The 24,764-nt window shown below is 73.7% G+C and carries 25 protein-coding genes and 1 pseudogene; 10 read left to right on the forward strand and 16 right to left on the reverse strand.

Annotation, left to right across the window (positions count from 1 at the left end):
- Positions 1 to 84: 84 nt before the first annotated feature.
- Positions 85 to 693, reverse strand: a complete 609-nt coding sequence (locus tag AB0O36_RS23160) for a TetR/AcrR family transcriptional regulator C-terminal domain-containing protein (RefSeq protein ID WP_365113529.1) — start codon at positions 691 to 693, stop codon at positions 85 to 87.
- Between the two features lie 156 nt (positions 694 to 849).
- Between AB0O36_RS23160 and AB0O36_RS23165 the strand changes: the two genes are divergently transcribed.
- Positions 850 to 1,356: a peroxiredoxin-like family protein gene (locus AB0O36_RS23165; protein WP_365113531.1), complete on the forward strand. Its 507-nt coding sequence runs from the start codon at positions 850 to 852 to the stop codon at positions 1,354 to 1,356.
- Positions 1,357 to 1,589: 233 nt separating this feature from the next.
- On the opposite strand, the gene AB0O36_RS23170 is transcribed toward AB0O36_RS23165, so the two are convergent.
- Together AB0O36_RS23170 and AB0O36_RS23175 are read right to left on the reverse strand one after the other, a co-directional pair.
- Entirely contained in the window at positions 1,590 to 2,786 is a 1,197-nt protein-coding gene (locus AB0O36_RS23170) for an AraC family transcriptional regulator (protein WP_365113533.1), read from the reverse strand.
- A gap of 130 nt (positions 2,787 to 2,916) precedes the next feature.
- Entirely contained in the window at positions 2,917 to 5,448 is a 2,532-nt protein-coding gene (locus AB0O36_RS23175) for a helicase C-terminal domain-containing protein (RefSeq protein ID WP_365113535.1), read from the reverse strand.
- 145 nt (positions 5,449 to 5,593) lie between these two features.
- Between AB0O36_RS23175 and AB0O36_RS23180 the strand changes: the two genes are divergently transcribed.
- Positions 5,594 to 6,634 (forward strand): hypothetical protein, encoded by a 1,041-nt coding sequence (locus AB0O36_RS23180; protein WP_365113537.1) that lies wholly within the window; start codon positions 5,594 to 5,596, stop codon positions 6,632 to 6,634.
- Positions 6,635 to 6,989: 355 nt separating this feature from the next.
- On the forward strand, positions 6,990 to 7,622 hold the full coding sequence (locus AB0O36_RS23185; protein ID WP_365113539.1) for an HAD family hydrolase: 633 nt from the start codon (positions 6,990 to 6,992) through the stop codon (positions 7,620 to 7,622).
- Between the two features lie 40 nt (positions 7,623 to 7,662).
- Here the strand turns inward: AB0O36_RS23185 and AB0O36_RS23190 are convergent, their stop codons facing one another.
- Complete coding sequence (locus tag AB0O36_RS23190) at positions 7,663 to 7,926, reverse strand: hypothetical protein (RefSeq protein ID WP_365113541.1); 264 nt, start codon at positions 7,924 to 7,926, stop codon at positions 7,663 to 7,665.
- 177 nt (positions 7,927 to 8,103) lie between these two features.
- On the opposite strand from AB0O36_RS23190, the gene AB0O36_RS23195 reads away from it, so the two are divergent.
- Complete coding sequence (locus AB0O36_RS23195; RefSeq protein WP_365113543.1) at positions 8,104 to 8,487, forward strand: cold-shock protein; 384 nt, start codon at positions 8,104 to 8,106, stop codon at positions 8,485 to 8,487.
- Between the two features lie 93 nt (positions 8,488 to 8,580).
- On the opposite strand, the gene AB0O36_RS23200 is transcribed toward AB0O36_RS23195, so the two are convergent.
- The 4 genes from AB0O36_RS23200 to AB0O36_RS23215 form a co-directional block, all read right to left on the reverse strand.
- Positions 8,581 to 9,468 carry a 1,4-dihydroxy-6-naphthoate synthase gene (locus tag AB0O36_RS23200; RefSeq protein WP_365113545.1) on the reverse strand — a complete coding sequence of 296 codons (888 nt, stop codon included), beginning with the start codon at positions 9,466 to 9,468 and terminating at the stop codon, positions 8,581 to 8,583.
- Complete coding sequence (locus AB0O36_RS23205; protein WP_365113547.1) at positions 9,455 to 10,189, reverse strand: futalosine hydrolase; 735 nt, start codon at positions 10,187 to 10,189, stop codon at positions 9,455 to 9,457. The genes AB0O36_RS23200 and AB0O36_RS23205 overlap by 14 nt, the downstream gene beginning before the upstream one ends.
- A gap of 7 nt (positions 10,190 to 10,196) precedes the next feature.
- Positions 10,197 to 10,688 carry a DUF2771 domain-containing protein gene (locus tag AB0O36_RS23210; RefSeq protein WP_365113549.1) on the reverse strand — a complete coding sequence of 164 codons (492 nt, stop codon included), beginning with the start codon at positions 10,686 to 10,688 and terminating at the stop codon, positions 10,197 to 10,199.
- A gap of 281 nt (positions 10,689 to 10,969) precedes the next feature.
- The gene (locus AB0O36_RS23215) at positions 10,970 to 12,409 is read right to left on the reverse strand and encodes an MFS transporter (protein WP_365113551.1); all 1,440 of its coding nucleotides are present in this window, start codon (positions 12,407 to 12,409) and stop codon (positions 10,970 to 10,972) included.
- Positions 12,410 to 12,814: 405 nt separating this feature from the next.
- Here AB0O36_RS23215 and AB0O36_RS23220 point away from each other — a divergent pair, with 405 nt between their 5' ends.
- Complete coding sequence (locus AB0O36_RS23220) at positions 12,815 to 13,741, forward strand: DUF3027 domain-containing protein (RefSeq protein WP_365113553.1); 927 nt, start codon at positions 12,815 to 12,817, stop codon at positions 13,739 to 13,741.
- Between the two features lie 83 nt (positions 13,742 to 13,824).
- Here AB0O36_RS23220 and AB0O36_RS23225 read toward each other — a convergent pair.
- Positions 13,825 to 14,295 (reverse strand): annotated as a pseudogene (locus AB0O36_RS23225) (DoxX family membrane protein); the annotation flags it as partial.
- A gap of 144 nt (positions 14,296 to 14,439) precedes the next feature.
- On the opposite strand from AB0O36_RS23225, the gene AB0O36_RS23230 reads away from it, so the two are divergent.
- Complete coding sequence (locus tag AB0O36_RS23230; protein WP_365113555.1) at positions 14,440 to 14,871, forward strand: Rieske (2Fe-2S) protein; 432 nt, start codon at positions 14,440 to 14,442, stop codon at positions 14,869 to 14,871.
- An 81-nt stretch (positions 14,872 to 14,952) separates the two neighbouring features.
- On the opposite strand, the gene AB0O36_RS23235 is transcribed toward AB0O36_RS23230, so the two are convergent.
- The 3 genes from AB0O36_RS23235 to AB0O36_RS23245 form a co-directional block, all read right to left on the reverse strand.
- On the reverse strand, positions 14,953 to 16,452 hold the full coding sequence (locus AB0O36_RS23235) for an SPFH domain-containing protein (protein WP_365113557.1): 1,500 nt from the start codon (positions 16,450 to 16,452) through the stop codon (positions 14,953 to 14,955).
- Between the two features lie 261 nt (positions 16,453 to 16,713).
- Complete coding sequence (locus AB0O36_RS23240; protein ID WP_365113559.1) at positions 16,714 to 16,929, reverse strand: hypothetical protein; 216 nt, start codon at positions 16,927 to 16,929, stop codon at positions 16,714 to 16,716.
- 61 nt (positions 16,930 to 16,990) lie between these two features.
- Complete coding sequence (locus AB0O36_RS23245; RefSeq protein ID WP_365113561.1) at positions 16,991 to 18,013, reverse strand: WD40 repeat domain-containing protein; 1,023 nt, start codon at positions 18,011 to 18,013, stop codon at positions 16,991 to 16,993.
- Between the two features lie 109 nt (positions 18,014 to 18,122).
- On the opposite strand from AB0O36_RS23245, the gene AB0O36_RS23250 reads away from it, so the two are divergent.
- Positions 18,123 to 18,812, forward strand: a complete 690-nt coding sequence (locus tag AB0O36_RS23250) for a GDSL-type esterase/lipase family protein (RefSeq protein WP_365113563.1) — start codon at positions 18,123 to 18,125, stop codon at positions 18,810 to 18,812.
- A gap of 117 nt (positions 18,813 to 18,929) precedes the next feature.
- On the forward strand, positions 18,930 to 19,919 hold the full coding sequence (locus AB0O36_RS23255; RefSeq protein ID WP_365113565.1) for an aldo/keto reductase: 990 nt from the start codon (positions 18,930 to 18,932) through the stop codon (positions 19,917 to 19,919).
- 233 nt (positions 19,920 to 20,152) lie between these two features.
- On the opposite strand, the gene thpR is transcribed toward AB0O36_RS23255, so the two are convergent.
- The 3 genes from thpR to AB0O36_RS23270 all read right to left on the reverse strand — a co-directional run bounded on the left by thpR (position 20,153) and on the right by AB0O36_RS23270 (position 22,492).
- Complete coding sequence (gene thpR, locus AB0O36_RS23260; RefSeq protein ID WP_365113566.1) at positions 20,153 to 20,713, reverse strand: RNA 2',3'-cyclic phosphodiesterase; 561 nt, start codon at positions 20,711 to 20,713, stop codon at positions 20,153 to 20,155.
- Positions 20,710 to 21,966: an MFS transporter gene (locus AB0O36_RS23265; protein ID WP_365113568.1), complete on the reverse strand. Its 1,257-nt coding sequence runs from the start codon at positions 21,964 to 21,966 to the stop codon at positions 20,710 to 20,712. The genes thpR and AB0O36_RS23265 overlap by 4 nt, the downstream gene beginning before the upstream one ends.
- Before the next feature lie 88 nt (positions 21,967 to 22,054).
- Positions 22,055 to 22,492, reverse strand: coding sequence for a MarR family transcriptional regulator (locus AB0O36_RS23270; RefSeq protein WP_365113570.1), 438 nt, complete (start codon positions 22,490 to 22,492; stop codon positions 22,055 to 22,057).
- A gap of 142 nt (positions 22,493 to 22,634) precedes the next feature.
- Between AB0O36_RS23270 and AB0O36_RS23275 the strand changes: the two genes are divergently transcribed.
- Positions 22,635 to 22,817 (forward strand): hypothetical protein, encoded by a 183-nt coding sequence (locus AB0O36_RS23275; protein ID WP_030156886.1) that lies wholly within the window; start codon positions 22,635 to 22,637, stop codon positions 22,815 to 22,817.
- 43 nt (positions 22,818 to 22,860) lie between these two features.
- Here the strand turns inward: AB0O36_RS23275 and AB0O36_RS23280 are convergent, their stop codons facing one another.
- Entirely contained in the window at positions 22,861 to 24,318 is a 1,458-nt protein-coding gene (locus AB0O36_RS23280; RefSeq protein WP_365113572.1) for an NCS2 family permease, read from the reverse strand.
- Between the two features lie 140 nt (positions 24,319 to 24,458).
- On the opposite strand from AB0O36_RS23280, the gene AB0O36_RS23285 reads away from it, so the two are divergent.
- On the forward strand, positions 24,459 to 24,731 hold the full coding sequence (locus AB0O36_RS23285; protein ID WP_365113574.1) for a DUF2530 domain-containing protein: 273 nt from the start codon (positions 24,459 to 24,461) through the stop codon (positions 24,729 to 24,731).
- Positions 24,732 to 24,764: the final 33 nt, after the last annotated feature.

The raw sequence follows: 24,764 nt of genomic DNA on the forward strand, positions 1-24,764 counted from the left end.
CCGGTCCCTGCCCGCCCGTCGTGGATGCGCCGCCGGACGGCGCCCACCGTGCCGTCCGCCCGGCAGGGGGAGAGCCCGTGCTGCTCAGGTCATGTTGCGCAGGAGGAGGCGGAGGCCGCCGAGGAACTCGTCGGTGGGGGTGAGGGTGCGGGCGGCACGGGCGGTGGCCGTCAGATGGGGGAAGTCGGCAGGCGGGAGTTCGGACATGGCGGTGGTGCCGGGACCCGAGAGGGGGCCCAGGTGTTCCAGTTGGATGGCGCCGATCACGTAGGAGAGAAGGGCGCGTAGCGCGATGGCGCGGGCCGCCGGCTCCGGGACCGCCTCCGAGAGGGTTGCGAGGACGGCTTCCGTCCAGTGCAGCAGCGGCTGGGAGTCGTGTCGGTGGGTCATCGTCAGAGGCAGGACGCCCGGGTGGGCGGCGAGGGTGTCGCGCAGACGGGTGCCGAGGGTTTCGACGCGGTCCTGCCAGGGGGCGTCGGAGGGAACTGCGGTGTCGACCCGGGCGAGGACGAGTTTGAGGACCAGGTCCTCCAGTTCGTCGCGGTCGCGGACGTACCGGTACAGGGCCATGGTGCTGATGCCCAGTTCGGTGGCGACGGCGCGCATGGACAGGCCGGGGAGCCCCGCGTGGTCGATGACGGCGAGGGCGGCGACGGCCAGTCGGTCCGGGGTGAGGGAGCGGGGGCGCGGCATGACGGTTGACAGCGTACGGCATACGCCTACGCTTGTGGGTGTACGTCGTACGCCTAAATCTGTCCGGCTGTCGTAGGGGTTCCCGTGCGCATTGACGTTGGGTCGGTTGTTCCGGGGCGCGAGTTCGGCGCCGTCGGGAGTGGGGCGCTCGTCGCCGTGCCTGATCCCGAGCATCTGGTCCACCTGCAGTTCCGGCGCTTCGCCGGGTGTCCGATCTGCCATCTGCACCTGCGCTCCGTGGTGTTGCGGAACGCCGAGATCGAGGCCGCCGGGGTCCGTGAGGTGGTGGTCTTCCATTCCCCGGTGGAGGAGCTGCGCCCGCACGTCGAGGACCTGCCCTTCCCCGTGGTCGCGGATCCGGCGAAGCGGCTCTACGCAGAGTTCGGGGTGGAATCCTCCTACCGTTCCCTGCTGAGCCCCCGCGGATTGCCCCGGGTGCTGCGCGCCATCGGTGTCGGTGGCCTGGAAATGCTGCGCGGCCGGGCCCGTCCGCCCGTGCTGCTGCCCGGCGGCGGGCGGTTCGGTCTGCCCGCCGACTTCCTGATCACCCCGGGCGGACGGGTGGTGGCCCGTAAGTACGGTGAGCACGCCGATGACCAGTGGACGGTCGACCAACTGCTCGTGCTGGCAGGGGACGTGCGTGGGGTCTCCGCGCATGAGTGATCAACAGGCAGCGCCGAGGTAGAGGGAGTTGTTGACGGTGCCTGGGGCCGGTGCCTGGGGCCGGGGCCGGGTCCGGGTCCGGATTCGGGGCTGGGTCCGGGTCCGAGGCCGGGGCCGGGGCTGGGTCAGGTGCCGGCCTCGTCCCCGGTGCCGGGGCCGGAATCGGGCCGTCAGCCGGAAATGACGAGATCCGGCCACCGTTTCCGGATAGTGGTGGTGGCCGGTTCCGGGGTTCACTGGGTGCGGTGCGTGGTGTGCGTGCGGCGTCGGGGGACGGCACGCCCACCACGCACCGTCTGCGACGGGGTCTCCCCGTACGCCTTGCGGTAGTGGCCGGTGAAGCGGCTCAGGTGGGTGAAGCCCCGGCGCAGGGCCACGTCCGTGACCGTGCCGGTGGCCCGCCCGGCTGCGATGGCCAGGAGGTCGTCGCGCGCCAGGTCCAGCCGGATCCGCCGCAGGTAGGCCAGCGGGGTCGTGCCGAGGTGGGTGCGGAACCCGTCCCGCAGGCTCCGCGCGCTGACGCGTGCGGCCCGTGCCATGTCGGCCACCGATATCGGCTCGTCGGCGTGCTCGGCGCAGAAGTCCGCGGCGCGGCGCACCGCGCCCGGCAGGGCGGCCGGGCCGAGGCCGGCCACCGTGCGGGAGAGTTCGTGGGGCTGCGCGTCCAGCAGGCCGTTCACCAGCAGCTGCTCGAAGTGTCCGGTCGCCAGCGGGGAACGGGCGGCCAGGCCGGAGGCGGCGAACTCGGCGAAGGCCCGGACGAGGTCCAGCCAGGCGCCGACCACGCCCAGGCGGTGGTCGAAGACCGGGGCGAAGAACAGTGGTGCCCGCGGCAGTTCGCCGAGGCGGACGGCCAGGGCCCGGTCGAGCACCGGCCGCGGGATGATCAGGACCAGGTTTGCCGTCGCCCCTGCGTTCCGGCGCATTACCGGACCCGGACCCGGCCCCGGTCCGGGCGCCGGCCACGACCTCGGCCTCGGCTCGGACCCGGGCCCCGGCTCGAACCCGAACCCGGGTCCGGGTCCGGGTCCGATGATTCCGTGTGTCGGTGTCGGTGTCGGTGTCGGTGACGGTGACGGCGACGGGAGGGCCATGGTGCCGTCCGCCGTGCCGGTGCCCGGAGCCGTGCCCTCGGGCGCGCCGACGAGGAGGACGTGGACCTTGTGGAAGGCCGGTGCGACGCCGGGGGCGATGTCGGCCCCGGTCTCGACCTCGGTCCCGGTGCCGTAGCCGAGTTCGTAGAGCGCGATCGCGCCCTCGTGGATGCACCGGAAGCCGCCCCTGACCGGGTGGTTCTCCCGCAATGACATCCGGTGCAGCGCGAACCGTGTGCTCACCAGCCGGTGCAGTTCCTCTGCATCGCCGCCGTGGAAGAGCAGGCCCCTGGCCTCGGTCACGCCGCCCGGACGGGCCGTGCTGATGATGGACATGTCCTCGCCGCCTGGTAACTCTCCGTCGCGGGCGGGAATCTACCGGATTCTCGGATTCCGGGTTGCGGCGCCCCGTATCCGGAACGGTGGATCACGGAGGGCGGTACGAAGGCAACTCGCCGCAGAACGGCTAGACCTGATCCTCCGCCAACTCCGCCACCCCCGTGATGCGGTGCAGCGCGTAGGTGCGCACCTCGTCGGCGGTGTGGTCGTAGCCGGTGACGAAACCGCCCTCCACCCGGACCGGGGCGATCACCCGCTGGCTCGCCGCGCCCTCGGCGTTGACGTAGCCGATCCACACCGCCGAGCCGGTCAGGGCCGCTGCCTGGACCGTGGCCAGGGTCTCCGCCGCAGTGGTGCGCGGGAGCTCACCGGGCGCGGGTGCGGACCCGGACGCGGCAGAGCCCGAAGCCGGGTCCGGGGCGCCGGTGCCCGCCGCCGGCTCCTTCCGGACCGCCGTCGCGGCCACGTCCCCCGCCCGGATGGCCCGTACGGCCGCCCCCAGCAGGACGGCGTCGGGCAGCGGCGGCCCGTCCGGCACGGGCACCGGTGCGCTGCGCGGCGGAGTGCGGTGCACCTCGGCCCGGGCGACCAGGACGTCGCCGGTCGCGGACTCGGCGGCCGGGGCGTACCCCATCGCGCGCAGGCCGTCGAGCAGCGTGGTCGGGTCGGCCTGGGCCGCCAGTACGGTCGGCGCGAGGCGGCGCAGCCCGAGGGCCGTCGACCGCTTGTCCGCGAGGATCTCGTTCAGCATGCCGTCGTCGTCGCAGCGGACGTACGAGGAGGCGGCGCCCACCCGCAGGTGCCCGTGCCGCCGCGCCACGTCGTCGATCAGGTACGCGAGGGGCTGCGGGACCGGGGTCCGGCTGTGCTCGGCGAGGAAGGCGTGCAGGTCGGACGCGGTGCGTCCGGCGTCCAGGGCGCGGCGTACCGAAGCCGGGGTGAACCGGTACACGGTCGCCCCGCCCTTCGACTCCACCACCGCGGCCACGGCGAGGGCCTCGGCGAGCGGCCGGCTCAGCGGGCCGGGCGCCACCGCGGTCAGGTCGGCCTGCAGCAGTACGTGGTCCACGGGCTCGGGCAGCAGCGGCGCCAGCAGCGGGCCGGGGTCCTCGCCGGCCAGCAGGGCACGGCCCGGCGAGGAGAGGGCGCCGCGGCCGGTGACGCCGAGCAGCTCGGCCTCGTCGAGCGTGAAGAGGGCCAGCCGGGCCCGGAGTTCGCGGGTCGCCCGGACCGGGCGCTCCCAGGCGAGCCGCTCCAGCAGGGCCTCGGGGGTGGTGGAGGCCCCCTCGGGGAGCGCGGCGAGGAGATCCAGCACCCGGTGCCGGACCTCGGGGGCGGCCGACCGGTCCAGGTCCGGGCCGAGGGCGGAGAGCGTACGGCCCTTGGCGTCCTGCTCGCCGACCACACCGGCGGTCCGGGTGGCGGGCAGCCAGGCGGTGACCAGGACGGACCAGCGGTCGTGGGGCGGGAGCTCGGCCCAGTCGTCGTAGGCGGGGGTGGGCGCGTACCGCTCGTCGGCCTCGCCGTCGCTGGCCAGCAGGCCCGCGGTGTGGGCGAGTTCGATCCAGAAGGCGGCCGTGGCCTCGCTGGTGTCGAGGGCGGTCGCGGTGCGCTTGAGGTCGCGGACGGCGAGTCCGCCGGCCCGCAGGACGGCGGGGCCGTTGGCGTGCTCCCAGGAGGCGAGCAGTTCGTCGACGGTGGCGAGGGCGGTGAGGGCCTGGCCGGCGGCGTTGGCGTCCACAAGCTGTGGACGGTGGGTCTGCGCCGGCTGCACCGGGGGCGGTACGGGCTCGGGGTTGCGGTGCGCCCGCCCGTCGCGCAGGTGCAGTGCGACCTCGCGGGGCAGCACCACGGTGCGGGCGGTGGCGGGGAGCAGCAGGCCGCGGTCGCGCAGCCAGCGGACGGGCGGGGCCGGGTCCGGGGTGATCTCGCCGTAGGGCGGTCCCCAGACCAGGCGGTCCAGGACGTGGTGCGCCCCGGCGGGGGCCTGCGCGAGCAGGGCGGACATCCGCACGGGGTCGGTGAACAGCGTGGTGAGCGAGGCGACGGCGGACACCGGGTCGTGGGTGGCGGACAGCCCGGCGGCGGCGACGATCTCCTGGACGCGGGTGGGCGACATCCCGGCGGTCGCCTCGGCGACGGTCGGGCCGAGTCCGGTGGGGGAGGGGCGGGAGGGCGCGGGCGCGAGCAGCTCGCGGGCGGTCCGTACGAGCCGGAGCCGGTCGTCGGCGCCCCAGACCACGGCCTGGGTGCGGAGCAGGTCCAGGGCAGCGGGGAGGGCGGCCCGGATGGCGACGGTGCCGGTGCCGGATTCGGTGTCGGCACCGACATCGGGGCCGGCGTCGGTGTCGGCATCGGGGCCGGCAGCAGGGGAGCCGTACCCGGTGAGCAGGCTTTCGAGGGTGCCGTGATCGCACGGGTCCGGGGCCACGGCCAGGGCTTCCGCCACCTGGAGGGCGAAACGGTCCAGGCGGTCCAGCGCACGGACCACCGAGGCGCGGGTGCCGGCCCGGGTGGCGAGCTGGGTGAGGTCGCCGGGGACGGGGTTCAACAGGTCGGGGCGGGCGCGCAGCAGGGCCGCGAGGTCCGCGTCGTCGCGGGCGCGCAGCGCCTCGGCGAGGGAGCGCGGTGCGTTCCCTCCGGTGCTTGCCTCGGGCACGTTCGCCTCCTGGTCGCGTCGCCTTGACCGGTCGTGCCGGTTCCCATCCGGCCAACTTATCCGCTGTGCCCCGGCCGACTCCACGCCCGCAGGCGCTACGGTCGGTCCCGGGGCTCGGGGGAAGCCGCCAGGAAGGAGCCGGGGCGTGGGGATCGAGAGCGAGCATCTGGTCCGCGAGTACCTGAGCCGGGTCGGGGACCTGGCGCAGAGCGCGGAGCTGCCCTCGCCGGACAGGATGCGGCTGGTGGCCAGGCTGCGGGACGAGATCGAGAGGCACCGGGCGCGGTACGAGCCCGAGACGCCGGCGACCGTACGGCACATCCTGGAGCGGATGGGGACGCCCGAGGAGGTGCTCGCCACGCACGCGGGCGCGCCGGCGCCGGCGCCGGCGCCCGGGCGGGGGTCTGCGGCGCAGACCGGGGCGGTGCCCGAGCAGCGCGGCTCGGCGGCGGCCGCGGCACCGGCCTCCGCGCCCGTCGCGCCCGCCGTGCCTCCGGCGCGGACAGCGGGTGCACCGCCGCATCTGGCGGGCCTGGACGAGCTGGGGCCGTCGGGCGACGCGGAACCGGACTGGTGGCGGATGGGCCCGAGCCTTCACCGGGACGGGCCGCAGGTCGAGGGCTTCGTGGGCGGCATCGAGTACCCGTCCCGCAGGGGCCCGGACCCGGACCGTGATCCGACCGACGGAGACCCTGAGACCGCTGCTCCGGACCGCGAGGCGGGTACGGCGGGTGCGGCGGTTGCGCCCGGAGCGCGTGGCCTCGTACGGGCCCTCCTGAAGCGGGGTGCGGGCGCGGCCGGTGCGGCGCCCGCGCGGCCCGTGGACAAGACGGCACCGAGCGGGGATCCGAAACCGAAGCCGCACGGTTTCCTGCTGCTGGCCGCGGCCGTGCTGGTGGCCGGGGTGGTCATCGGGCACTGGATGCTGCTCGCACTGGGCTGGCTGTGCGCGTACGGATCGCGGGTGCTCGGGCCCACCGAACGCAAGACGGTGGTCTTCGGGCTGCCGGGCGCGGTGGTGGCCGGCGCGATGGTCTGGCTGTGGGGGCGCGCGGACGGGCGCTGGGGCGAGGCGCTGGCCGCGGGCGAGGCGGGACCGGCGTTCCAGTCCCTGCTCCCGTGGATCGTGCGTGGCGCCGCCATCGCCTCGGCGCTGTACCTGATCTGGCGCTCCCGCCGCCGCTGACCCCGCTCCGCCTCCCCGCTGCGCGGAGCCCTGCCCCACCCCGCCCTTTCCCGAAACCGGGACTCCGCCCCGGCCCCCGCTCCGGGGGCTGCGCCCCGGCCCCCCGGGCGCCCCGCCCCGGCCCCCGCCGCCCGCGCCGCGGGCAGGGGTATGCCCACCAGGGGCGCGGGGAACTGCGCGACCGGCCACGGACGGCCCGCAGGCCGTGCACGCTCCGGGCGCCGCAGCCGCCCATGGCTGCGCACCACCGCCCCGGCCGGGCACCGCACGGGTGCCGTCGCCGCGCCGCAGCGCAACGCGGAGGCCACCTCCGGGCCACCCCGTGTCGGTCGGGGGTGGGTGGTGGGGCGGCACAATGGCCGGCATGACCCTTACCGTCGGCTTCGACCTCGACATGACCCTCATCGACTCCCGTCCCGGGATCAAGGCCGCCTACCAGGCGCTGTCCGCCGAGACGGGCCGGTTCATCGACGCCGACCAGGCCGTCAGCCGGCTCGGGCCGCCGCTGGACGAGGAGCTCGCGCACTGGTTCGAGGCGGACGAGATCCCGGCGGTGGCCGACCGCTACCGGGAGATCTATCCCACACACGCCATCGAGGCGACCCCGGCGATGCCGGGTGCCCGCGAGGCCGTCGAGGTGGTCCGGGCGCTGGGCGGGCGGGCCATCGTGGTCACCGCCAAGCACGAGCCGAACGCCCGTCTGCACCTGGAGCACCTCGGCATCGAGCCGGACGCGGTCATCGGCTGGCTGTGGGCGGAGGCCAAGGCGGGCGCGCTGCGCGAGTACGGCGCCCAGGTCTACGTCGGCGACCACGTCGGCGACGTACGCGGCGCGCGTACGGCCGGCGCGCTCTCGGTGGCGGTGCCCACCGGGCCCTGCCCGGAGCCCGAGCTGCGCGCGGCGGGCGCGGACGTGGTGCTGCCCGACCTCACCGCCCTGCCGGCCTGGCTGAAGGAGTTCGTCACCCGGCCCGTCCAGGCCGTCTGAGCCCGACGGGCCGTCGATCCTGCCTCCCGGCAGGGAGCGCTCAGGCTTCCCGTGAAGCGACCGCCGCCCGGGCCGCCTTGCGCTGGGCCGCCGCCGAGCGGAGCACCCCGGCGGCCGCGAGGGCGAAGCCCACGCCCATCAGCATGCACAGCGACCACGCGTACGAGGGCAGCGGATCGGTACCCAGGAAGAGCGGGGCCATCGTCGCGAGGGTGGCCACGGCGCCCAGGATGAACACGATGCCGCCGGCCTTGACCAATGCGTCGCCGGGCCGCGCATCGTCGGGATGAGGAGTAGCAGTCACCCCACCAGGGTAGTTCCCTGGCCGAAGCGGGCCTCCAGGAAGGACCGGGCGACGTCTTGTCAGTGGCCCCGGGACCATTAGCCTGGTGGTTGGCGGGTCACCATGACCCGCTGCACTGCTATCCGGAGCCAGTCAACGGCGATTCGGACCCGACGAGCACAAGGACAGAGGACGGACGTGCCTACCGGCAAGGTCAAGTGGTTCAACAGCGAGAAGGGCTTCGGCTTTCTCTCCCGCGACGACGGCGGAGACGTCTTCGTCCACTCGTCGGTGCTCCCTGCCGGGGTCGATGCACTCAAGCCCGGCCAGCGCGTCGAGTTCGGAGTCGTCGCCGGCCAGCGCGGTGACCAGGCGCTTTCCGTGATCGTGCTGGACCCGGCGCCGTCCGTCGCGGCCGCGCAGCGGCGCAAGCCCGACGAACTCGCGTCCATCGTCCAGGACCTGACGACGCTCCTGGAGAACATCACCCCGATGCTGGAGCGCGGCCGCTACCCCGACAAGGTGCACGGCGCGAAGATCGCCGGCCTGCTGCGCGCGGTCGCCGACCAGCTGGACGTGTGATCCCGGCCGCCCCCTGACAGTCACATGGCTGCGCCCCGTCACTCGAAGGAGTGGCGGGGCGCAGGCCGTCACGGGAAGGGGCGGCGCAGGCCGTCACGGGAAGTCGAGTGCGCCCGGCGCGATCGGCGGAACCAGTCCCTCGGCCGCGGCCCGGGTCAGCAGCCCGCGGACCGCGGCGTATCCGGCGTCGCCCAGCGCGGCCGTGTACTCGTTCACGTAGAGCCCGATGTGCTGGTCGGCGACCTTCGGGTCGAGCTCCTGTGCGTGCGCCCGCACGTACGGCCGGGAGGCCTCCGGGTCGTCCCAGGCCATCCGGACCGAGGTCCGGGCCGCCTCGGCCAGCGCGCGCAGCGTCCCGGCCCCCAGCGACCGCTTGGCGATGATCGCGCCGAGCGGGATCGGCAGCCGGGTCGTGGCCTCCCAGTGCTCGCCCATGTCGGCCAGGGAGTGCAGCCCGTAGTCCCGGTAGGTGAAGCGGGCCTCGTGGATCACCAGGCCGGCGTCGACCCGGCCGTCCCGCACCGCGGGCATGATCTCGTGGAACGGCAGCACCACGACCTTCCCCACCCCGCCGGGCAGCACGTCGGCCGCCCACAGCCGGAAGAGGAGGTAGGCGGTGGACCGTTCGCTCGGCACCGCGACCGTCTTCCCGGTCAGGTCCAGGCCCGGCTCGCGGGTGAGCACCAGGGGCCCGCAGCCGGTGCCCAGTGCACCGCCGCAGGGCAGCAGCGCGTACTCCTCCAGCACCCAGGGCAGTACGGCGTACGACACCTTCAGCACGTCCAGCTCGCCGCGCTCGGCCATGCCGTTGGTGAGGTCGATGTCGGCGAAGGTCACGTCCAGCGCGGGCGCGCCGGGGATCCGGCCGTGTGCCCAGGCGTCGAACACGAAGGTGTCGTTGGGGCAGGGCGAATAGGCGATCCGCAGGCGGTCGTGCACGGCACTGCCACCGTCGCTGCCGCTTCCACTAGCGGTGGTCATGGCGTTCTCCCCAGGTCGCGATTACGGGTCCCAGCACGCGGAAGGCTGCCGACAGCGCGGCCAGGGCGTCGCCGATCCGCCAGGCGTCCCGGTCGCGGGGGCCCACGGCGTTGGACACGGCACGGACCTCCAGCACCGGGAGTCCGTGCGCGGCGGCGGCCTCGGCCACGCCGAAGCCCTCCATGGCCTCGGCGCCGGCCATCGGATGACGTTCCCTCAGCTCCGCGGCGCGGGCGGCGGTGCCGGTGACCGTGGAGACGGTGAGGACGGGCGCGAGCAGCGCGCCGGTCGCCTCGGCGGCCCGGGCGGCCAGTTCGGCGGGCGGGAGGTGGGTGTTGCGGCCGAAGCCGAGCGCTTCCACGGTCAGGAAGCCGTCGGGGGTCCCGGCGCCGAGGTCGGCGGCGACCAGGGCGTCGGCGACGACGAGCGAGCCGACCGGGGCGTCGGGCTGGAAGCCGCCGCCGATCCCGGCGGAGACCACGAGCCCGTACGGCGCGCGCGGGTCGGCCACAGCCAGGGCGGTGCCCGTCGCGGCGGCCGCCGCGGCCGGTCCCACGCCGCCGACGAGGATGTCGACGGCCAGGGCCGGCAGGTCCCGGCGGACCACCCGGTAGGCGCCGGGCAGCACGCGGGGCTCGTCGTCGGGCACCGGATGAGGGTCGATGCCGACGGCGACGGATTCTGCCTCCGCCGCCACCGCGGTCACGACGAGCGCGCGCACGTCGTGGTTACTTCAGCTTGAGCTGGTACGACCAGACGGCGAGGGGCTTGCTGTCCTCGGAGAGCTGGACGATGCTCAGCCGCCTCGACGCCGGGGCCTCGCCCTGGCCGCCGGTGGCGAAGATGTCGACGTTCGGGAAGCTGCGGTAGGTGTTCGACGAGGGGTCGATGATCGGCTGGCCGTCGAGGACCGCCTGCCAGCGCTTGCCGTCCTCGACGACGTCCGGCTCGACGCCGAGGCGGAGCGTGTCACCGCGGCCGTACTCGATGGTCTTGGCGCCCTTGACGTCGGTCAGGCACTCCTGGACCCGCTCCAGGGGCAGGTCCTTGCCCTTCGCGCCCGCGCAGAGGGCTTCGGTGGAGACCGACGACGTGCCGACCGTGACGGTCGCCAGGGGCGTCGGCTTGTCGCAGGCGGAGAGAACGAGGAGGCCGGCGGACACGGCCCCGAGGGCCGCGACGCTGCGGCGGGCCCTACCCGAGATAAGCGGTGCGGTCATGAGCCGAAGGCTATCGGTCCCTCCGCGCGAGCCGCCGCACGGGGTGTCCCGCCCCGCCGTGGCGCCCCCCGGGCGCGTGTGCGCCCCTGCCGGGGCCCGGTACCGCCGGGAGTGGGGGTCCACCCGGAGGGGGTCCGACCCTGTCGGCGGGGTCGGGGTTCGGGGGCACGCTGCGCGGCCGGTGCGCGCCGTCGTGCCGTGCGCCCGCTTCCCCCGGACTCCGTCCGGGAGAGGACCCCCGTCGCCCTGCGGCACGCCTGCCCACACGGCTGCTGACGCGGTCAGGCCACGCTGGGGCGGTGGGTGCGGGTGGGGGAGAGGAGGAGGCCGCGGAGGGCCATGGTGGCGCCGACCGCCAGGAAGGCGGAAGCGGTCGACATGCCCAGGGCGCCGTGCAGGGGGAGGGCCATGGCGACGGCGCCGCCGAGGACCCAGGCCGTCTGCAGGACGGTCTCCGAACGGGCGAACGCGGACGTCCGCACGCCCTCCGGCACGTCCCGCTGGATCATCGCGTCCAGCGACAGCTTCGCCAGCGCCTGGCAGAACCCGGCCGTCGCCCCCAGCACCGCCACCATCGGCCCGCTGAAGAACACCGCCGCCGGCACCGCCACGCAGAACGCCAGGCACAGCACCGCCGCCACGATCGTCTCCGGCGGCCGGGCCCGCAGCCACGCCCCGACCGCCGTACCGGATGCGTTCCCCACGCCCGCCGAGACGCCCACGATGCCCAGTGACACCGCCGCGCTCTGCCCGGCGAGCGGGTGCTCCCGCAGCAGGAACGCCAGGAAGAAGACCAGGAACCCGGAGAGGCAGCGCATCGCCGCGCTCGCGCACAGACCGCACAGCACGGAGGTGCCCACCGTCCGCAGCCCCGGCCTCTGCACCGGTCGTTCCCCCGGCCGTCGCCCCCGTCGTGGCCGTGGCCGTTTCCGCGGCTCCTGCTCCCGGTCCCCGTCGGGCTCCCGCGCCCCCTCCCGCTCCCACCCCGTCAGCCGGGCCCGTCCCTCGCCCTTGGCCTCGTCCACCCCGTGCGGCAGGTGGACCGCCGCCAGGGTCCCGCCCAGGAAGACCGCACAGGCGCCGTACAAGGGCCAGCGCGGCCCGATCAGGTGCAGCAGGGCCCCGGCCGGCGCCGCCGTGGCCGTGGCCAGCAGGCCCGCCAGGGTGACCCGCGAGTTCGCCTTCACCAGCGAGAACCCCCGCGGCAGTAACCGCGGGACCACCGCGCTGCGCACCACCCCGTACGCCTTGGACGCCACGAGCACCCCCAGGGCCGCCGGGTACAGCCCCAGCCCCCCGGTCGCGACCGCGACCGACATCAGCACCGCGAGCAGCGCCCGCGCCAGCATCGCCGCCGCCATCGCGGCCCGCCGCCCGTGCGGCAGCCGGTCCAGCAGCGGTCCGATCACCGGGGCGAGCAGTGTGAACGGGGCCATGGTGACGGCGAGGTAGAGGGCCACCCGGCCGCGCGCCTCGTCCGTGGGAACCGAGAAGAACACCGTCGAGGCGAGCGCCACGGTGACCATGACGTCCCCGGCGCCGTTGAGCGCGTGCAGCTCGATCAGGCGGCCGAGCCCGGACTCCCCGGCGCCCTGGGCGTGCGTCGCCCGGCGGATCCCCCGTGCGGTGCAGTGGACCGGCCGGCGCAGGGCGCGCCCGACCGCCCGGCCGGCCCTTCGGGCCCGGCCCGGCCCGCCGCCGGACGACCGTACGCGTGCCACCCGGCCATGGTGCCCCGGCGGAACCGGGTCCACCCCTTCCTTGATGCGTCGGGGGGACCCCCGTCCGGCGCGGCCGGACCGCTCCGCGGACCACCGCGGGGCGCCGGAGGCGGCATCCGGGGGCGGACCGGATGTCCGCGAATCGGACTTGCATGTGGGCGCAGGGCTTCGGACCAGGTAGCGTGCCTAGCAGCGCCACCGGCGGTTACTCCTGGCCGCGCGCCTCTTCGCCATCCCGCAGAATGGATGACAGAAGGTGCGCCCCCGGACCCGACGGGCGTGGACGTCGACGCGGCCCCCAGGTCCGCTCCGCCCGCGCCACGCAGGGAAACGGAACCGACGGGTCGTTGGGAACGACAAGTACGGACGGCGCACTCGTGAGACGGCGTAGGAGAGAACGAGACAGTGAGTGCTGCGACGACGCGAAGCCGTACTAGCCGTACCCCGCGTACCCCCGACCGCCTGTGCGCCGAGGCGGTGGAACTCGCCCGAGAGGCGGCCGAGGAGGTGGCGGCGCCCGGCGTGGTGGGCGAGCACGTCGAAGTGACCACCGAAGGTGACCGGGTCGTCACTCACTTCTTCGAGTGCAAGGAGCCCGGCTACCGGGGCTGGCGCTGGGCCGTCACGGTCACCCGCGCCTCCCGCGCCAAGGTGGTCACCCTCGACGAAACGGTGCTGCTGCCCGGCCCCGACGCACTGCTCGCCCCCGAGTGGGTGCCGTGGAGCGAGCGCCTGCGCCCCGGCGACATGGGCCCCGGCGACCTCCTCCCCACCGACGCCGAGGACCTGCGGCTGGAGCCCGGCTACTCGGGCGAGGACGCCCCGCCGCCGAACTCGGCCCTGTCCCAGGACATGGCCGAGCTCGCCGAGGCGGAGGACGCCGCGCTGACCGACCGGGTCGTCGTCCCGGAGCGCGGCTCCATCACCTCCGTCGCCGAGGAACTCGGCATGCGCCGCGCCCGGGTCCTGTCCCGGTACGGCCTGCACACCTCGGCGGACCGCTGGGACGAGGCGTACGGGGCGAAGACCCCGATGGCGCAGGCGGCCCCGGCCAGCTGCGTGTCCTGCGGCTTCCTGGTGAAGATCGGCGGCTCGCTGGGGCAGGCGTTCGGTGTCTGCGCCAATGAGTTCGGCCCGGCCGACGGCCGCCTGGTCTCCCTCTCCTACGGCTGCGGCGGCCACTCGGAGGCCGCCGTGATGCCGAAGCCGCCGCGGCCCGCGCCGCCGGTGCTGGACTCCATGCGGGCGGACGAGTTCCCGCTGCGTCCGGCCCCGGAGGAGGGCGCGGTCCCCTCGGGCGACGTCACCGCCGCCGACCTCGGCCACAGCTGACGCTGCCGGTCCCGCTGGTTCTGCCGTTCCTGCCGACCCTGCCGGTCCTGGGGGCTCTGCCGACCGTGCCGCTCCCGGCCGTCCCGCCGGGAGCGCGCGATCAGCGCGTCCAGTGACAGCCCGGGCGTGCCCGCGAGCACCAGCGGCAGCCAGGCGACCAGGTACACCAGGTCGTTGCCGAAGTAGTACGGCGTGACCGACCAGCTGACGGTCAGCCACAGGCTGAGCGATATCAGTGCGCCGCCCGCCGCGGAGAGCCGTCCCAGCAGCCCCGCCAGGATGCCGAGGCCGGCCGCGAGCTCGCCCAGGGCGATCGCGGTGCCGAAGGCGACGGGGGCGTCGAGCGCCAGGTCGACGAGACCGGGCAGGGCCGCGGCGTCCCGTACGGCCTCCATCTGCTGCCCGATCGAGCCGTCGCCGGCGGCCCGGAGGAACGCGGAGTCCGTCAGCTTGTCCAGGCCGGCGTAGACGAAGGTGACGCCGAGGAACAGGCGCGGCGGCAGAAGGGCGAACTGGGCGGCGCGTTCGCGCAGCCCCGGTGTCGTCGAGGTCATGTATGTGACACGGTGAGCGGCGCCCGCCGGTTCGCCCGTGTCCAGAGGTTTTTCCGTCAGGTGTGAACCGGTCGCGCGAGTGGCACGTGTTGGCTGCGGGGCCCGTGGGCCCCGGGGTCACAAGCGACGAGAAGGAGACATGGCATGGGTGACACGACGCGCCGCCGTACCGTGCTCGCGGCGGGCGCCGCGGCCCTGGCGGGCACCGCGCTGACCGCCTGCGGCAGCGAGGACAAGGCCGGGACGCAGGCGGAGGGCGGCAGCACGCCGCAGGCGGCGGCCCCGGCCGAACAGGCCCTCGCCAAGACCGCAGACATCCCCGTGGGCGGGGGCAAGGTCTTCAAGGACGAGAAGGTCGTGGTGACCCAGCCCAAGGCGGGCGAGTTCAAGGCGTACTCCGCGGTCTGCACCCACCAGGGGTGCGCGGTGACCGGTGTCAAGGACGGCAAGATCGTCTGCCCCTGCCACCAGAGCTTCTTCAAGGTGGAGGACGGCTCGGTCGCGAGCGGGCCGGCCACCCGCCCGCTCCCGGCCGCGAAGATCACCGTGACGGGCGATCAGATCGCCCTGGGGTAGTACCGGTTGCCGCGGGGCCGCGCACCACGGGTGCGCGGCCCCGAGCCGGCCCGGAACGCCGGGCCGAATCCTTCCTTCGCCCTAGGCGGCATCGTCCGTGATCGGTACGGGCGTCCCCGGGCCGGACGGACCGGACGGCCCGGACCCGTTCAGCCGGTTCCCGTCCCGCGCCCCGCCGCCCGGCTCCTCCATCGACGCGAGCAGCTTGCGCGCCAGCCCCAGGCCGGTCCCGCCCATCGTCAGTGCCTTGGCGAACATGTCCGCCATTCCGTCGGCCCCGTTGAGCAGCACCATGTGTTCGACGTTCCCGAAGGCGGACGCCCCGGCCTCCACGATCTTCGGCCAGTTCTCGGCGAGTTGCTGGGCGACCACCGCCTCCTGGTTCTCCGCCAGCGCTGCCGCCCGGGCCTTGATCGCCTCGGCTTCCGCGAGTCCCTTGGCCTTCGCGGCCTCGGCCTCCGCGAGGCCCTTGGCCTGCGTGGCCGCCGCCTCCGCCTCGCCGGTGGCCCGGGTCGCCGTCGCCGCCGCCCGGCCGCGTGCCTCGGTCGCCTGGGCCTCGGCCGACGCGGCGGTCTTGACCCGGGTGGCCTCGGCGGCCGCCGCGAGTTCCGTCTCCTTCGCCTTGGCCTGGGCGCCCGAGATCCGGGCGTCGCGTTCGGCCTCGGCGAGCGTGCGCTTCTCGTACGCCTTGGCGTCCGCGGGCTTGCGCACGTCCGCCTGGAGCTGCTGTTCGCGCCGGTGCGCCTCCAGCTCGGCGACCCGGGTCTCCTGTACGACGACCTCCTGGCGGGCCGCCGCGTCCGCGAGCGGTCCCGCCTGCCGGGCGGACGCCGCGGCCTTGTCCCGCTCGGCCTGGTATCCGGCCTGCAGGATCTCGCTGTCCCGGGTGGCCTCGGACATCCGTGCGGCGGCGGCCTGTTCGGCCTCGGTCGCCATCCGGTTCGCCTCGGCCTGGGCGATCCTCGCGTCCCGCTGGACCGCCGCGGCATGCGGCATCGCCAGGTTCTTGATGTAGCCGGTGGGGTCCTCGATCTCGTGGATCTGCAGGGAGTCGACGATCAGGCCGAGCTTCTCCATCTCGGTCCCGCAGGCCGCCCGGGTCTGCCCGGTCAGCTTCTCCCGGTCCCGGATCATGTCCTCGACCGTCAGCCCGCCCACGATGGAGCGCAGGTGACCGGCGAAGACGATGTGCACCCGCTCCGGCATCATCTTCTGCTGGTCCAGGAACCGGCGGGCGGCGTTGGCGATCGACACCAGGTCGTCACCCACCTTGAAGATGACCACTCCCTTGACCCGCAGCGGAATGCCCTGGTGGGTCACGCAGTCCACGGACAGCTGGGTCTCGTTGAGGTCCAGCGACAGCTTCCGTACCGCCTGCACGCCGGGAAGGACCAGGGTTCCGCGCCCCGTCACGATGCGGAATCCCATGCCCTCGCCGAGTCCCTCGGTCTTGTGCGCCGAGCCGGAGATGACGAGTGCCTCGTTCGGCTCGGCCACCCGCCACATCAGCTTGAACAGGCCGACCAGAACGATGATGGCGGCGAGAACGATTCCCGCCGCGACGCCGACAGCCATCGGCATTCGCCCCCTTAAGGCAGTGCCGTTCGGCACTGGTGAGGGCGAGTCTGCGCCCGGCCCGGCACCCGCGAAAGATCCCGGCGCAATCTTGTCGCCGTCCTGATACAAGCCACCCCGGTTCCGGCCGGCCGGACAGGAGCGCGGCGGCGGCGAACCGCGCTGTCGTCGCAGGCGAACGCGGCCGGCGAACCCGGCTGTCGCAGGCGAACCCGGCTGTCGCGGACAACCGGCTGCCGCGGGCGAACTCAGCTGTCGCGGGCGAACTCAGCTGTCGTAGGCAGCGGTTACGTACACCGTGCGCGGCGGCTGGTACTCCACCACCGTCACCACCCGCCCCGTCTCGATCCGCTCCCCGCCGAGCGCCGGGTACGCCAGGAAGTGCTCGGCCCCGCCCCGGATCCGCACGATGACCTCCCCGACCAGCCCCGGCCCCACCGTGCCGGTCACCCGCCCGGTCAGTCCCACCATGTCCTCGCCCATGTCCCGTCCGTCCCCCTGCCGGCCAGGGGCCGGCACCAGAGCCGGCCGTCCTGGCCGGAGGTTACCCGCGAGCCCGGCGGAACAGCCGCCGTCCGCCCAGCCAGAGGGCGACCGCGCCGGCCAGTACGAGCCCGCCGACGGTGAGGTTCCCGGTGCCGGTGTCCTGCGCGGCCGCCGTACCGCCCGGGCCGCTGCCGCCGGGCCGGGCGGAGGGCTTCCCCGAGGCGCCCGGGGCGCCCCCGGCCGGAGGGGCCACCGGCACCGCCACGACCTCGCTGCGCGGGCCCTCCGCGCCCATCATCAGCGCCGAGCCGTCCGCCGAGTAGGTGACGGACTCCGCCTGGCCCTGCCAGGGCGCGTCCACCCGGTCCCCCTCCCCGGACGGCCTGCCGTCCCGGAAGGGGTACGTACGGGCGAACAGGTAGCCGCGCACGGCCAGGCGGGTGCCGTCCGGGGAGAACGCGCCGTCCGTCACCCAGGGCATCGCCGCGACCCGGCGGAACACGTTGGTCCCGCCCGTGCTCAGCTGTGCCGGGCCCTCGTACAGCCCGCCCTTGGTCTTGTCCTTGCTGGCGATGTAGACCCGCCCGGTCTTCGGATGGACCATCAGCGCCTCGGCGTCCCGCGGCCCGTCCGCGTACTTCACGGTGAACTGGGCCGCTTTCACGGTGGAGTCGCCCAGCTGCTTCGGTTCCGGGAAGCGGTAGATCCAGACGTGGTCCCAGGTGCCGTTGCGGTTGTCGCCGATGTCGCCGACGTACAGCTGCCCGTCGGGGCCCAGCGAGATCGCCTCGACGTCGCGCGGCCGCCCCACCCCGGTCATGGTGACCCGGGCGACCGTACGGCCGGTGGCCGCGTCCACGCCGTAGACGTACGGGCCGTCTTCGCTGTCGTTGTGCGTCCAGTACACGCCCGGGTGGATCCGGCTGGCCGCCAGACCGCTGGATTCCGTGATCCGCGGGTCCTCTATGACGAAGGTCTTCGGCGGCCCCTCCGCGAAGGCCGCCGTCGGGACCAGGGCGAGGGCGGCGGCGGCCACGGCGGGGACCACGGCGGCGGGCAGGGCGGCGGACGGAAGGCGCATGCTCCCAGCGTGCCAAAGTGTCGGGTCGCACGGAGGCAGGGCCGGACCGGCATGCCGGGGTGTCCGGCATCACAGCGGCACGGCCGCTCCGATCCACGATGATGTCGGGATGCGTTTCATGTTCGTCGGCGACTCCATGACCATCGGACGCGCCGGCGACTACACCTGGCGCTACCGGATGTGGCAGCACCTCAACTCGACCTTCGGCGGCCCCTACAAGATCGTCGGGCCGCGCACCGAGCTGTACGACACCTTCGCCGACGAGCCGGTCTCCCACGACTACGCCGACCCCGGCTTCCCCGCGCACGCCCGCCGCCACCTGGCCGGCTGGGGCGAGGGCTGGCAGCACATGGCCCCGGTCGTGGGGGAGACCGTCGCCGCCCACAAGCCGGACGTCCTGCTGGTCTCCCTGGGCCTGATCGACCTCGGGTTCTACACCGACGCCGAGCAGACCGCCGCCAACGTCCGCACCTTCGTCGGGGCCGCCCGCTCGGCCCGCCCGTCGGTCCGCATGGTGCTGCTGCCGGTGATCCCCAACAGCCGCGCCGAGGGCGACGCGGAGTTCGCGGCCGAGGTGGCCCGCTTCAACGAGTTGCTCGCCAAGGCCGTCGCCGACCTGTCGACGGACGCCTCCCCGCTCCTCCTGGCGGCCCGCCCGGAGTCGTACGACATCCACCACGACACCTACGACGGCACCCACCCCAACGCCTCCGGCGAGCACCGCCTGGCCGGTGAGTTCGCCGCGGTGATGCACCAGGCGTGGGGCATCGGCGCCCCCTACGAGCCGCGCCCGCACTGACCGCGGGGCCACTGGTCCCCGCCACGGCGCGGCGGCTGCCCGAATGCCCTCCGACCCTCCGAATGCCCTCCGAATGGCCTTGCTTCGAGTGGACTCCAGGCAGTTGGCTTGTCCTCCATGGAGTACACGCAGCTCGGACGCACCGGACTCAAGGTCAGCCGACTCGTCCTCGGCACCATGAACTTCGGCCCCCAGACGGACGAAGAGACCAGCCACGCCATCATGAACACGGCGCACGACGCCGGCCTGAACTTCTTCGACACGGCCAACGCCTACGGATGGGGCGCCAACAAGGGCCGCACCGAGGAGATCATCGGCTCCTGGTTCGCGCACGGCGCGGGCCGCCGGGACAAGACCGTCCTGGCCACCAAGGTCTACGCGAACATGGCGGCCGACGGCGACGCCTGGCCCAACCACGACAAGCTCTCCGCCGTGAACATCCGGCGCGCCGTGGAGGACAGCCTCCGCCGGCTGCGCACGGACTACATCGACCTCTACCAGTTCCACCACGTCGACCGGTCGACCCCCTTCGAGGAGATCTGGCAGGCGGTGGACGTCCTGATCCGGCAGGGCAAGATCCTCTACGCCGGTTCCTCGAACTTCCCCGGTTACAAGATCGCCCAGGCCAACGAGACCGCGGCCGGGCGCGGCATGGTCGGCCTGGTCAGCGAGCAGTGCCTGTACAACCTCCACGAGCGCCGCGCCGAGATGGAGGTCATCCCGGCGGCGCAGGAGTACGGGCTCGGGGTGATCCCGTGGTCCCCGCTGCACGGCGGACTGCTCGGTGGCGTGATCAAGAAGGAGGTCTCGGGCGGGCGCCGTGCCGAGGGCCGGACCGCGGAGGCGCTGGCCGACCCCGCGGTGCGGGCGAAGGTGCAGGCGTACGAGGACCTGCTCGACAAGCACGGCCTGGAGCCGGGCGAGACGGCGCTGGCCTGGCTGCTGACCCGTCCCGGGGTCACCGGCCCGATCGTGGGCCCGCGTACGCCGGAGCAGCTGGCGAGCGCGCTGCGGGCGCTGGAGCTGGAGCTGGGCGCGGAGGTGCTGGCCGGGCTGGACGAGGTCTTCCCGGGCCCGGGCCCGTCGCCGGAGGCGTTCGCCTGGTGAGCTTCACCCGGTGACCTTCACCCGGTGACCCGTGCCGGGACCGTACGACCCGTGCCGGGACTGCCGGAGCCGGCCTGGGGCCGGCCCGGCAGCCGGGCTACTTCAGGGCGGTGGTGACCGCCACGACGGCGAACATCAGCACGAGCACACCGGCCATCACACGGTTTCGGGTCTTGGGATCCACGCATCGAGCGTAACGAATGGCGTGGACCACACCCGACCCGCCCGGTGGCTCAGCCGCCCAGCGGCCAGGACCGCAGCACCTCGTAGCGGGGCTTCTCCCCCGGAACGCCACTGGTCGGCAGGTTGCTGCGGACCAGGTGGAGCCGGTCGACCGGCCATGGGGTGCCCTCGAAGCCGTCGAGGGCCTCCAGGTAGGGGTGCAGGTCGGTGTGCTCGCCCGAGATGCCCCGGGCGATGGTGAGGTGCGGGGTGTACCGGCGGTGCTGCTCCATCGCCACGCCGGCCCGCCGGGCGGCGGCGTCGGCCCGCTCGGCGAGCATCCGCACGCCGTCGAGCGAGCCGGCCGCCCCGATCCACAGCGCCCGGTTGCCGAAGTGTCCGCAGCCGTGCAGCCGCAGCCGGAACGGCGGGGTGTGGCCGGCCGCCCGCTCCAGGCGGGCCTCCAGCTCCGGCAGGAGCCGGTCCTCCACCTCGCCCATGAAGGCGAGGGTGAAGTGCCAGCCGGGCTCGCCGGTCCAGCGGAGCCGGCCCGCCCGGGGCAGCGCGGCCACGGCGGCGCGCAATTCGGCGACGGCGGCCTCGGGCGGCAGCACGGCGGCGAACAGTCTCATGCCGCGAGCGTAGCCCCGCGCGGAGCCGGTACGAAGACCACGCCGTGCCGGGTCACCCGCATCCGGAGGTCGCCGACCCGGGCCAGGACCAGGCCGACCACGACCGATGCCGCCAGGGCCACCGCGCCGCCGGCGGCCATGCCGATCCGGGGGCCGAAGTGGTCGGTGATCCAGCCGACCAGCGGTGCGCCCAGCGGGGTGCCGCCGGTGAACACCATCATGAACAGGGCCATCACCCGGCCCCGCATCTCGGGGTCGGTGGCCATCTGCACGCTGGAGTTCGCCACCACGTTGACCGTGAGGCCGAACATGCCGATCGGCACCAGCAGCGCGGCGAACAGCCAGTGGCCCGGCGCGAACGCGGTGACCACTTCCAGGGCGCCGAACAGCGCGGCGGCCGCCACCAGCAGGCGCAGCCGGGACCGGCCGCGTCTGGCCGCCAGCAGCGCGCCGGCCAGGGAGCCGACGGCGATCAGGGTGTTGAACAGGCCGTAGGTGCCGGCGTCGCCGTGGAAGACGTCGTCGGCGAAGGCCGACAGCCAGATCGGGAAGTTGAACCCGAAGGTGCCGATGAACCCGACCAGCACGATGGGCCAGACCAGGTCGGGGCGGCCGGCGACGTAGCGCAGGCCCTCCCGGAGCTGGCCCTTGGCGCGGGGCTGGACGGTGGTCGGGTACAGCTCGGCGGGGCGCATCAGCAGCAGTCCGGCGACCGGGGCGGCGTAGGACAGGCCGTTGAGCAGGAAGGCCCAGCCGGAGCCGAAGGCGGTGATCAGCAGGCCGGCCACGGCGGGGCCGACCAGGCGCGCGGACTGGAAGTTCGCCGAGTTCAGGCTGACCGCGTTGGCCAGCTGGTGCGGGCCGACCATCTCGGCGACGAAGGTCTGCCGGGCGGGGTTGTCGACCACGGTGACCAGGCCGAGCAGGAAGGCGATCAGGTAGACGTGCCACACCTGGACCTGGCCGGTCAGGGTCAGGACGGCGAGGGCGACGCCGGTCAGGCCCATCGCGGCCTGGGTGGTGATCAGCAGCGGCCGCTTGGGCAGCCGGTCGGCCAGGACGCCGCCGTACAGGCCGAAGAGGAGCATCGGCAGGAACTGCAGGGCGATGGTGATGCCGACGGCGGAGGCCGAGCCGGTGAGGGAGAGGACGAGCCAGTCCTGGGCGATGCGCTGCATCCAGGTACCGGTGTTCGAGACGACCTGCCCCGTCGCGAAGAGCCGGTAGTTCCGGACTCTCAGCGAGCTGAACATCGATTGTCTGGTGGTGGATATCCGTCCGGGTGCGGAGTCTGCTCCGTTTCCCGTACTCAAGGGCTTTCGCCTCCTCGCGTCGTGCGTCCTACAGGTGCGCGAGCTTCTCCAGGACGGGCGCGGCCTCTCTCAGCTTGGCCCACTCGTCCTCGGTCAGCTCGGCCGCGAGCCCGGCCAGGAACGCATTCCGCTTGCGGCGGCTCTCTTCGAGCATCACCTCGGCCTGCTCCGTCTGGGTGACGACCTTCTGCCTGCGGTCGTCCGGGTGCGGCTCCAGCCTGACCAGACCCTTGGCCTCCAGCAGCGCGACGATGCGGGTCATCGACGGCGGCTGGACGTGCTCCCGCCGGGCGAGCTCACCGGGGGTGGCCTGTCCGCAGCGGGCGAGGGTGCCGAGGACCGACATCTCGGTCGGGCTCAGCGATTCGTCGACGCGCTGGTGCTTCAGGCGCCGGCCCAGCCGCATGACGGCCGAGCGGAGATCGTTCACGGCGGCAGCATCGTCGCCATGGGAGAGGTCAAGCATGTTCCTTAGAGTAACTCATTACTCTTCCTAAGGAAAAGTGGAGTCACTGCCGAAACATGCGTCACCCGTTCAGTCACTCTTACGAGTGAGGTGATTCCTGAAAGTGACGCGCGTCCGCACTGCGAGCCCCGACTCTTTCGCCATGGGGACACATGTGCTGAGCATGCGCATAGACGGGGAGCTCCTGGACCGCCTCCGGACTCATGCCGCCAAACGCGGAATGAGCGTCCAGGACTACGTGGTCCGGACGCTCATTCGCGACGACTTCGACGAGCGCTTCAAGGCGGCGGTCGACGAGACGGAGAAGTTCTACGGCCTCACCTGAGGCCCGGCCGGGCCGGGGCAGGTCCAGGCGAGTCGGGCGCGGGTCAGGTCAGGCCCAGGGCCGGCATCGCGTAGTAGAAGACGAAGACCGCCGACACGACGTACATGGCCGCCGGCACCTCGCGGCCCCGGCCGGTCGCCAGCCGCAGCGCGCTGAAGGCGATGAAGCCGATGCCGATGCCGTTGGTGATCGAGTACGTGAAGGGCATCATCACCATCGCCAGGAAGGCCGGGACGGCGATGGTGAAGTCGCTCCAGTCGATGTCCTTCACCGAGCCCGCCAGGATCAGGAAGCCGACGGCGACCAGCGCCGGGGTGGCGGCCTGGGACGGGACCATCGTGGCCAGCGGGGTGAGGAACAGCGCGACGGCGAAGAGGCCGCCCGTGACCACGTTGGCCAGACCGGTGCGGGCGCCCTCGCCCACACCCGCGGTGGACTCCACGAAGCAGGTGGTGGCGGAGGAGGAGCTGGCGCCGCCGGAGGCCACGGCCAGGCCGTCGATCAGCAGCACCTTGTTGATGCCGGGGAAGTTGCCGTCCCGGTCGACCAGCTTGGCCTCGTCGCCGACGCCGAGGATCGTGCCCATCGCGTCGAAGAAGCAGGACAGCAGGACGGTGAACACGAACAGCGCACCGGTGAGCAGTCCGACCTTCTCGAAGCCGCCGAACAGGCTCACCTGGCCGACCAGGCCGAAGTCGGGCGCGGCCACCGGATTGCCCGGCCACTCGGGCACGGTCAGGCCCCAGGCCTGACCCGGCAGCCCGGCCACCGCCTGCACGGCGACGGCGATCACGGTCATCGCCACGATGGAGATCAGGATCGCGCCCGGGGTCTTGCGGATCAGCAGCGCCAGGGTCAGCAGCACGCCGAGCACGAAGACCAGGACCGGCCAGCCGTGCAGGTGGCCGTTGCCGCCGAGCTGGAGCGGCACCGTGGTGTGGGCGGCGTCCGGGATGCGGGTGACGAAGCCCGAGTCGACCAGGCCGATCAGCATGATGAACAGGCCGATGCCGATCGCGATGCCCTTGCGCAGCCCCAGCGGGACGGCGTTCATCACGCGCTCGCGCAGGCCGGTGGCGACCAGCAGCATCACCACGAGGCCGGCCAGGACGACCATGCCCATGGCGTCCGGCCAGCTCATCCGCGGGGCGAGCTGGAGGGCCACGACGGTGTTCACGCCCAGGCCCGCGGCGAGCGCGATCGGGACGTTGCCGATGACGCCCATCAGGAGGGTGGTGAAGGCCGCGGTCAGCACGGTGGCGGTGACCAGCTGGCCGCCGTCGAGCTGGTGCCCGTACATGTCCTTGGCGCTGCCGAGGATGATCGGGTTCAGCACGATGATGTACGCCATCGCGAAGAAGGTGGCGAAGCCGCCGCGGACCTCGCGGGCCACGGTCGAGCCGCGCGCGGAGATCTTGAAGTGGCGGTCCAGCGGCGAGTTCCCCTGCTGGGTGGGTGCGGGGGAGGTCGACGGCGGGGCGGTGGGGGCCGTGGGGCTCATCCGGTCCTCAAAAGTGGTTCGTTTTGTGGCTTCGCACGAGCGAAAGCCTTCAGAGGCAAACCGTTTCAGTATGAACACATGAACGAAGTGACGTCCATCTCCGCGCGTAGAACCCGGAAACGCCCACCTAGACTGGCCGTATGGCGAAGTGGACACCGAAGCACGAGGCCCCCGAGCCCCTCGAAGGCCCCGTGGTGGCCACCATCACCGGCGGGACGATCCTGTGGTTCGCCCTGTTCCTCGTGCAGCTCCCCTTCTACGGCTGGTTCGCCGACCGGGACCTGCTGTGGTGGGTGTGGACCTGCGCCGCCGGCGGCGCACTCGGCCTGATCGGCATCTGGTACGTCCGCAAGCGCGACGCCGCGCTCAAGCGGCACGCCGCCGAACGCGCCGCCGCACCGACCGCCGAATGATCCTGCTCATCCTGAAGTCGGATCTTCGGACAT

It is taken from the genome of Streptomyces sp. NPDC089799, assembly GCF_040684755.1.
Lineage (GTDB): Bacteria > Actinomycetota > Actinomycetes > Streptomycetales > Streptomycetaceae > Streptomyces.

Bases quoted from the DNA above. Each gene is read 5' to 3' on its own strand.
- AB0O36_RS23265 (WP_365113568.1), bottom strand. From the start codon at position 21,966: ATGTTCAGCTCGCTGAGAGTCCGGAACTACCGGCTCTTCGCGACGGGG.
- AB0O36_RS23280 (WP_365113572.1), bottom strand. From the start codon at position 24,318: ATGAGCCCCACGGCCCCCACCGCCCCGCCGTCGACCTCCCCCGCACCC.
- AB0O36_RS23160 (WP_365113529.1), bottom strand. From the start codon at position 693: ATGCCGCGCCCCCGCTCCCTCACCCCGGACCGACTGGCCGTCGCCGCC.
- AB0O36_RS23235 (WP_365113557.1), bottom strand. From the start codon at position 16,452: ATGCCGATGGCTGTCGGCGTCGCGGCGGGAATCGTTCTCGCCGCCATC.
- AB0O36_RS23240 (WP_365113559.1), bottom strand. From the start codon at position 16,929: ATGGGCGAGGACATGGTGGGACTGACCGGGCGGGTGACCGGCACGGTG.
- AB0O36_RS23210 (WP_365113549.1), bottom strand. From the start codon at position 10,688: ATGACCGCACCGCTTATCTCGGGTAGGGCCCGCCGCAGCGTCGCGGCC.
- AB0O36_RS23200 (WP_365113545.1), bottom strand. From the start codon at position 9,468: ATGACCACCGCTAGTGGAAGCGGCAGCGACGGTGGCAGTGCCGTGCAC.
- AB0O36_RS23250 (WP_365113563.1), top strand. From the start codon at position 18,123: ATGCGTTTCATGTTCGTCGGCGACTCCATGACCATCGGACGCGCCGGC.
- thpR (WP_365113566.1), bottom strand. From the start codon at position 20,713: ATGAGACTGTTCGCCGCCGTGCTGCCGCCCGAGGCCGCCGTCGCCGAA.
- AB0O36_RS23230 (WP_365113555.1), top strand. From the start codon at position 14,440: ATGGGTGACACGACGCGCCGCCGTACCGTGCTCGCGGCGGGCGCCGCG.
- AB0O36_RS23285 (WP_365113574.1), top strand. From the start codon at position 24,459: ATGGCGAAGTGGACACCGAAGCACGAGGCCCCCGAGCCCCTCGAAGGC.
- AB0O36_RS23255 (WP_365113565.1), top strand. From the start codon at position 18,930: ATGGAGTACACGCAGCTCGGACGCACCGGACTCAAGGTCAGCCGACTC.
- AB0O36_RS23245 (WP_365113561.1), bottom strand. From the start codon at position 18,013: ATGCGCCTTCCGTCCGCCGCCCTGCCCGCCGCCGTGGTCCCCGCCGTG.
- AB0O36_RS23275 (WP_030156886.1), top strand. From the start codon at position 22,635: ATGGGGACACATGTGCTGAGCATGCGCATAGACGGGGAGCTCCTGGAC.
- AB0O36_RS23185 (WP_365113539.1), top strand. From the start codon at position 6,990: ATGGCCGGCATGACCCTTACCGTCGGCTTCGACCTCGACATGACCCTC.
- AB0O36_RS23270 (WP_365113570.1), bottom strand. From the start codon at position 22,492: ATGCTTGACCTCTCCCATGGCGACGATGCTGCCGCCGTGAACGATCTC.
- AB0O36_RS23170 (WP_365113533.1), bottom strand. From the start codon at position 2,786: ATGTCCATCATCAGCACGGCCCGTCCGGGCGGCGTGACCGAGGCCAGG.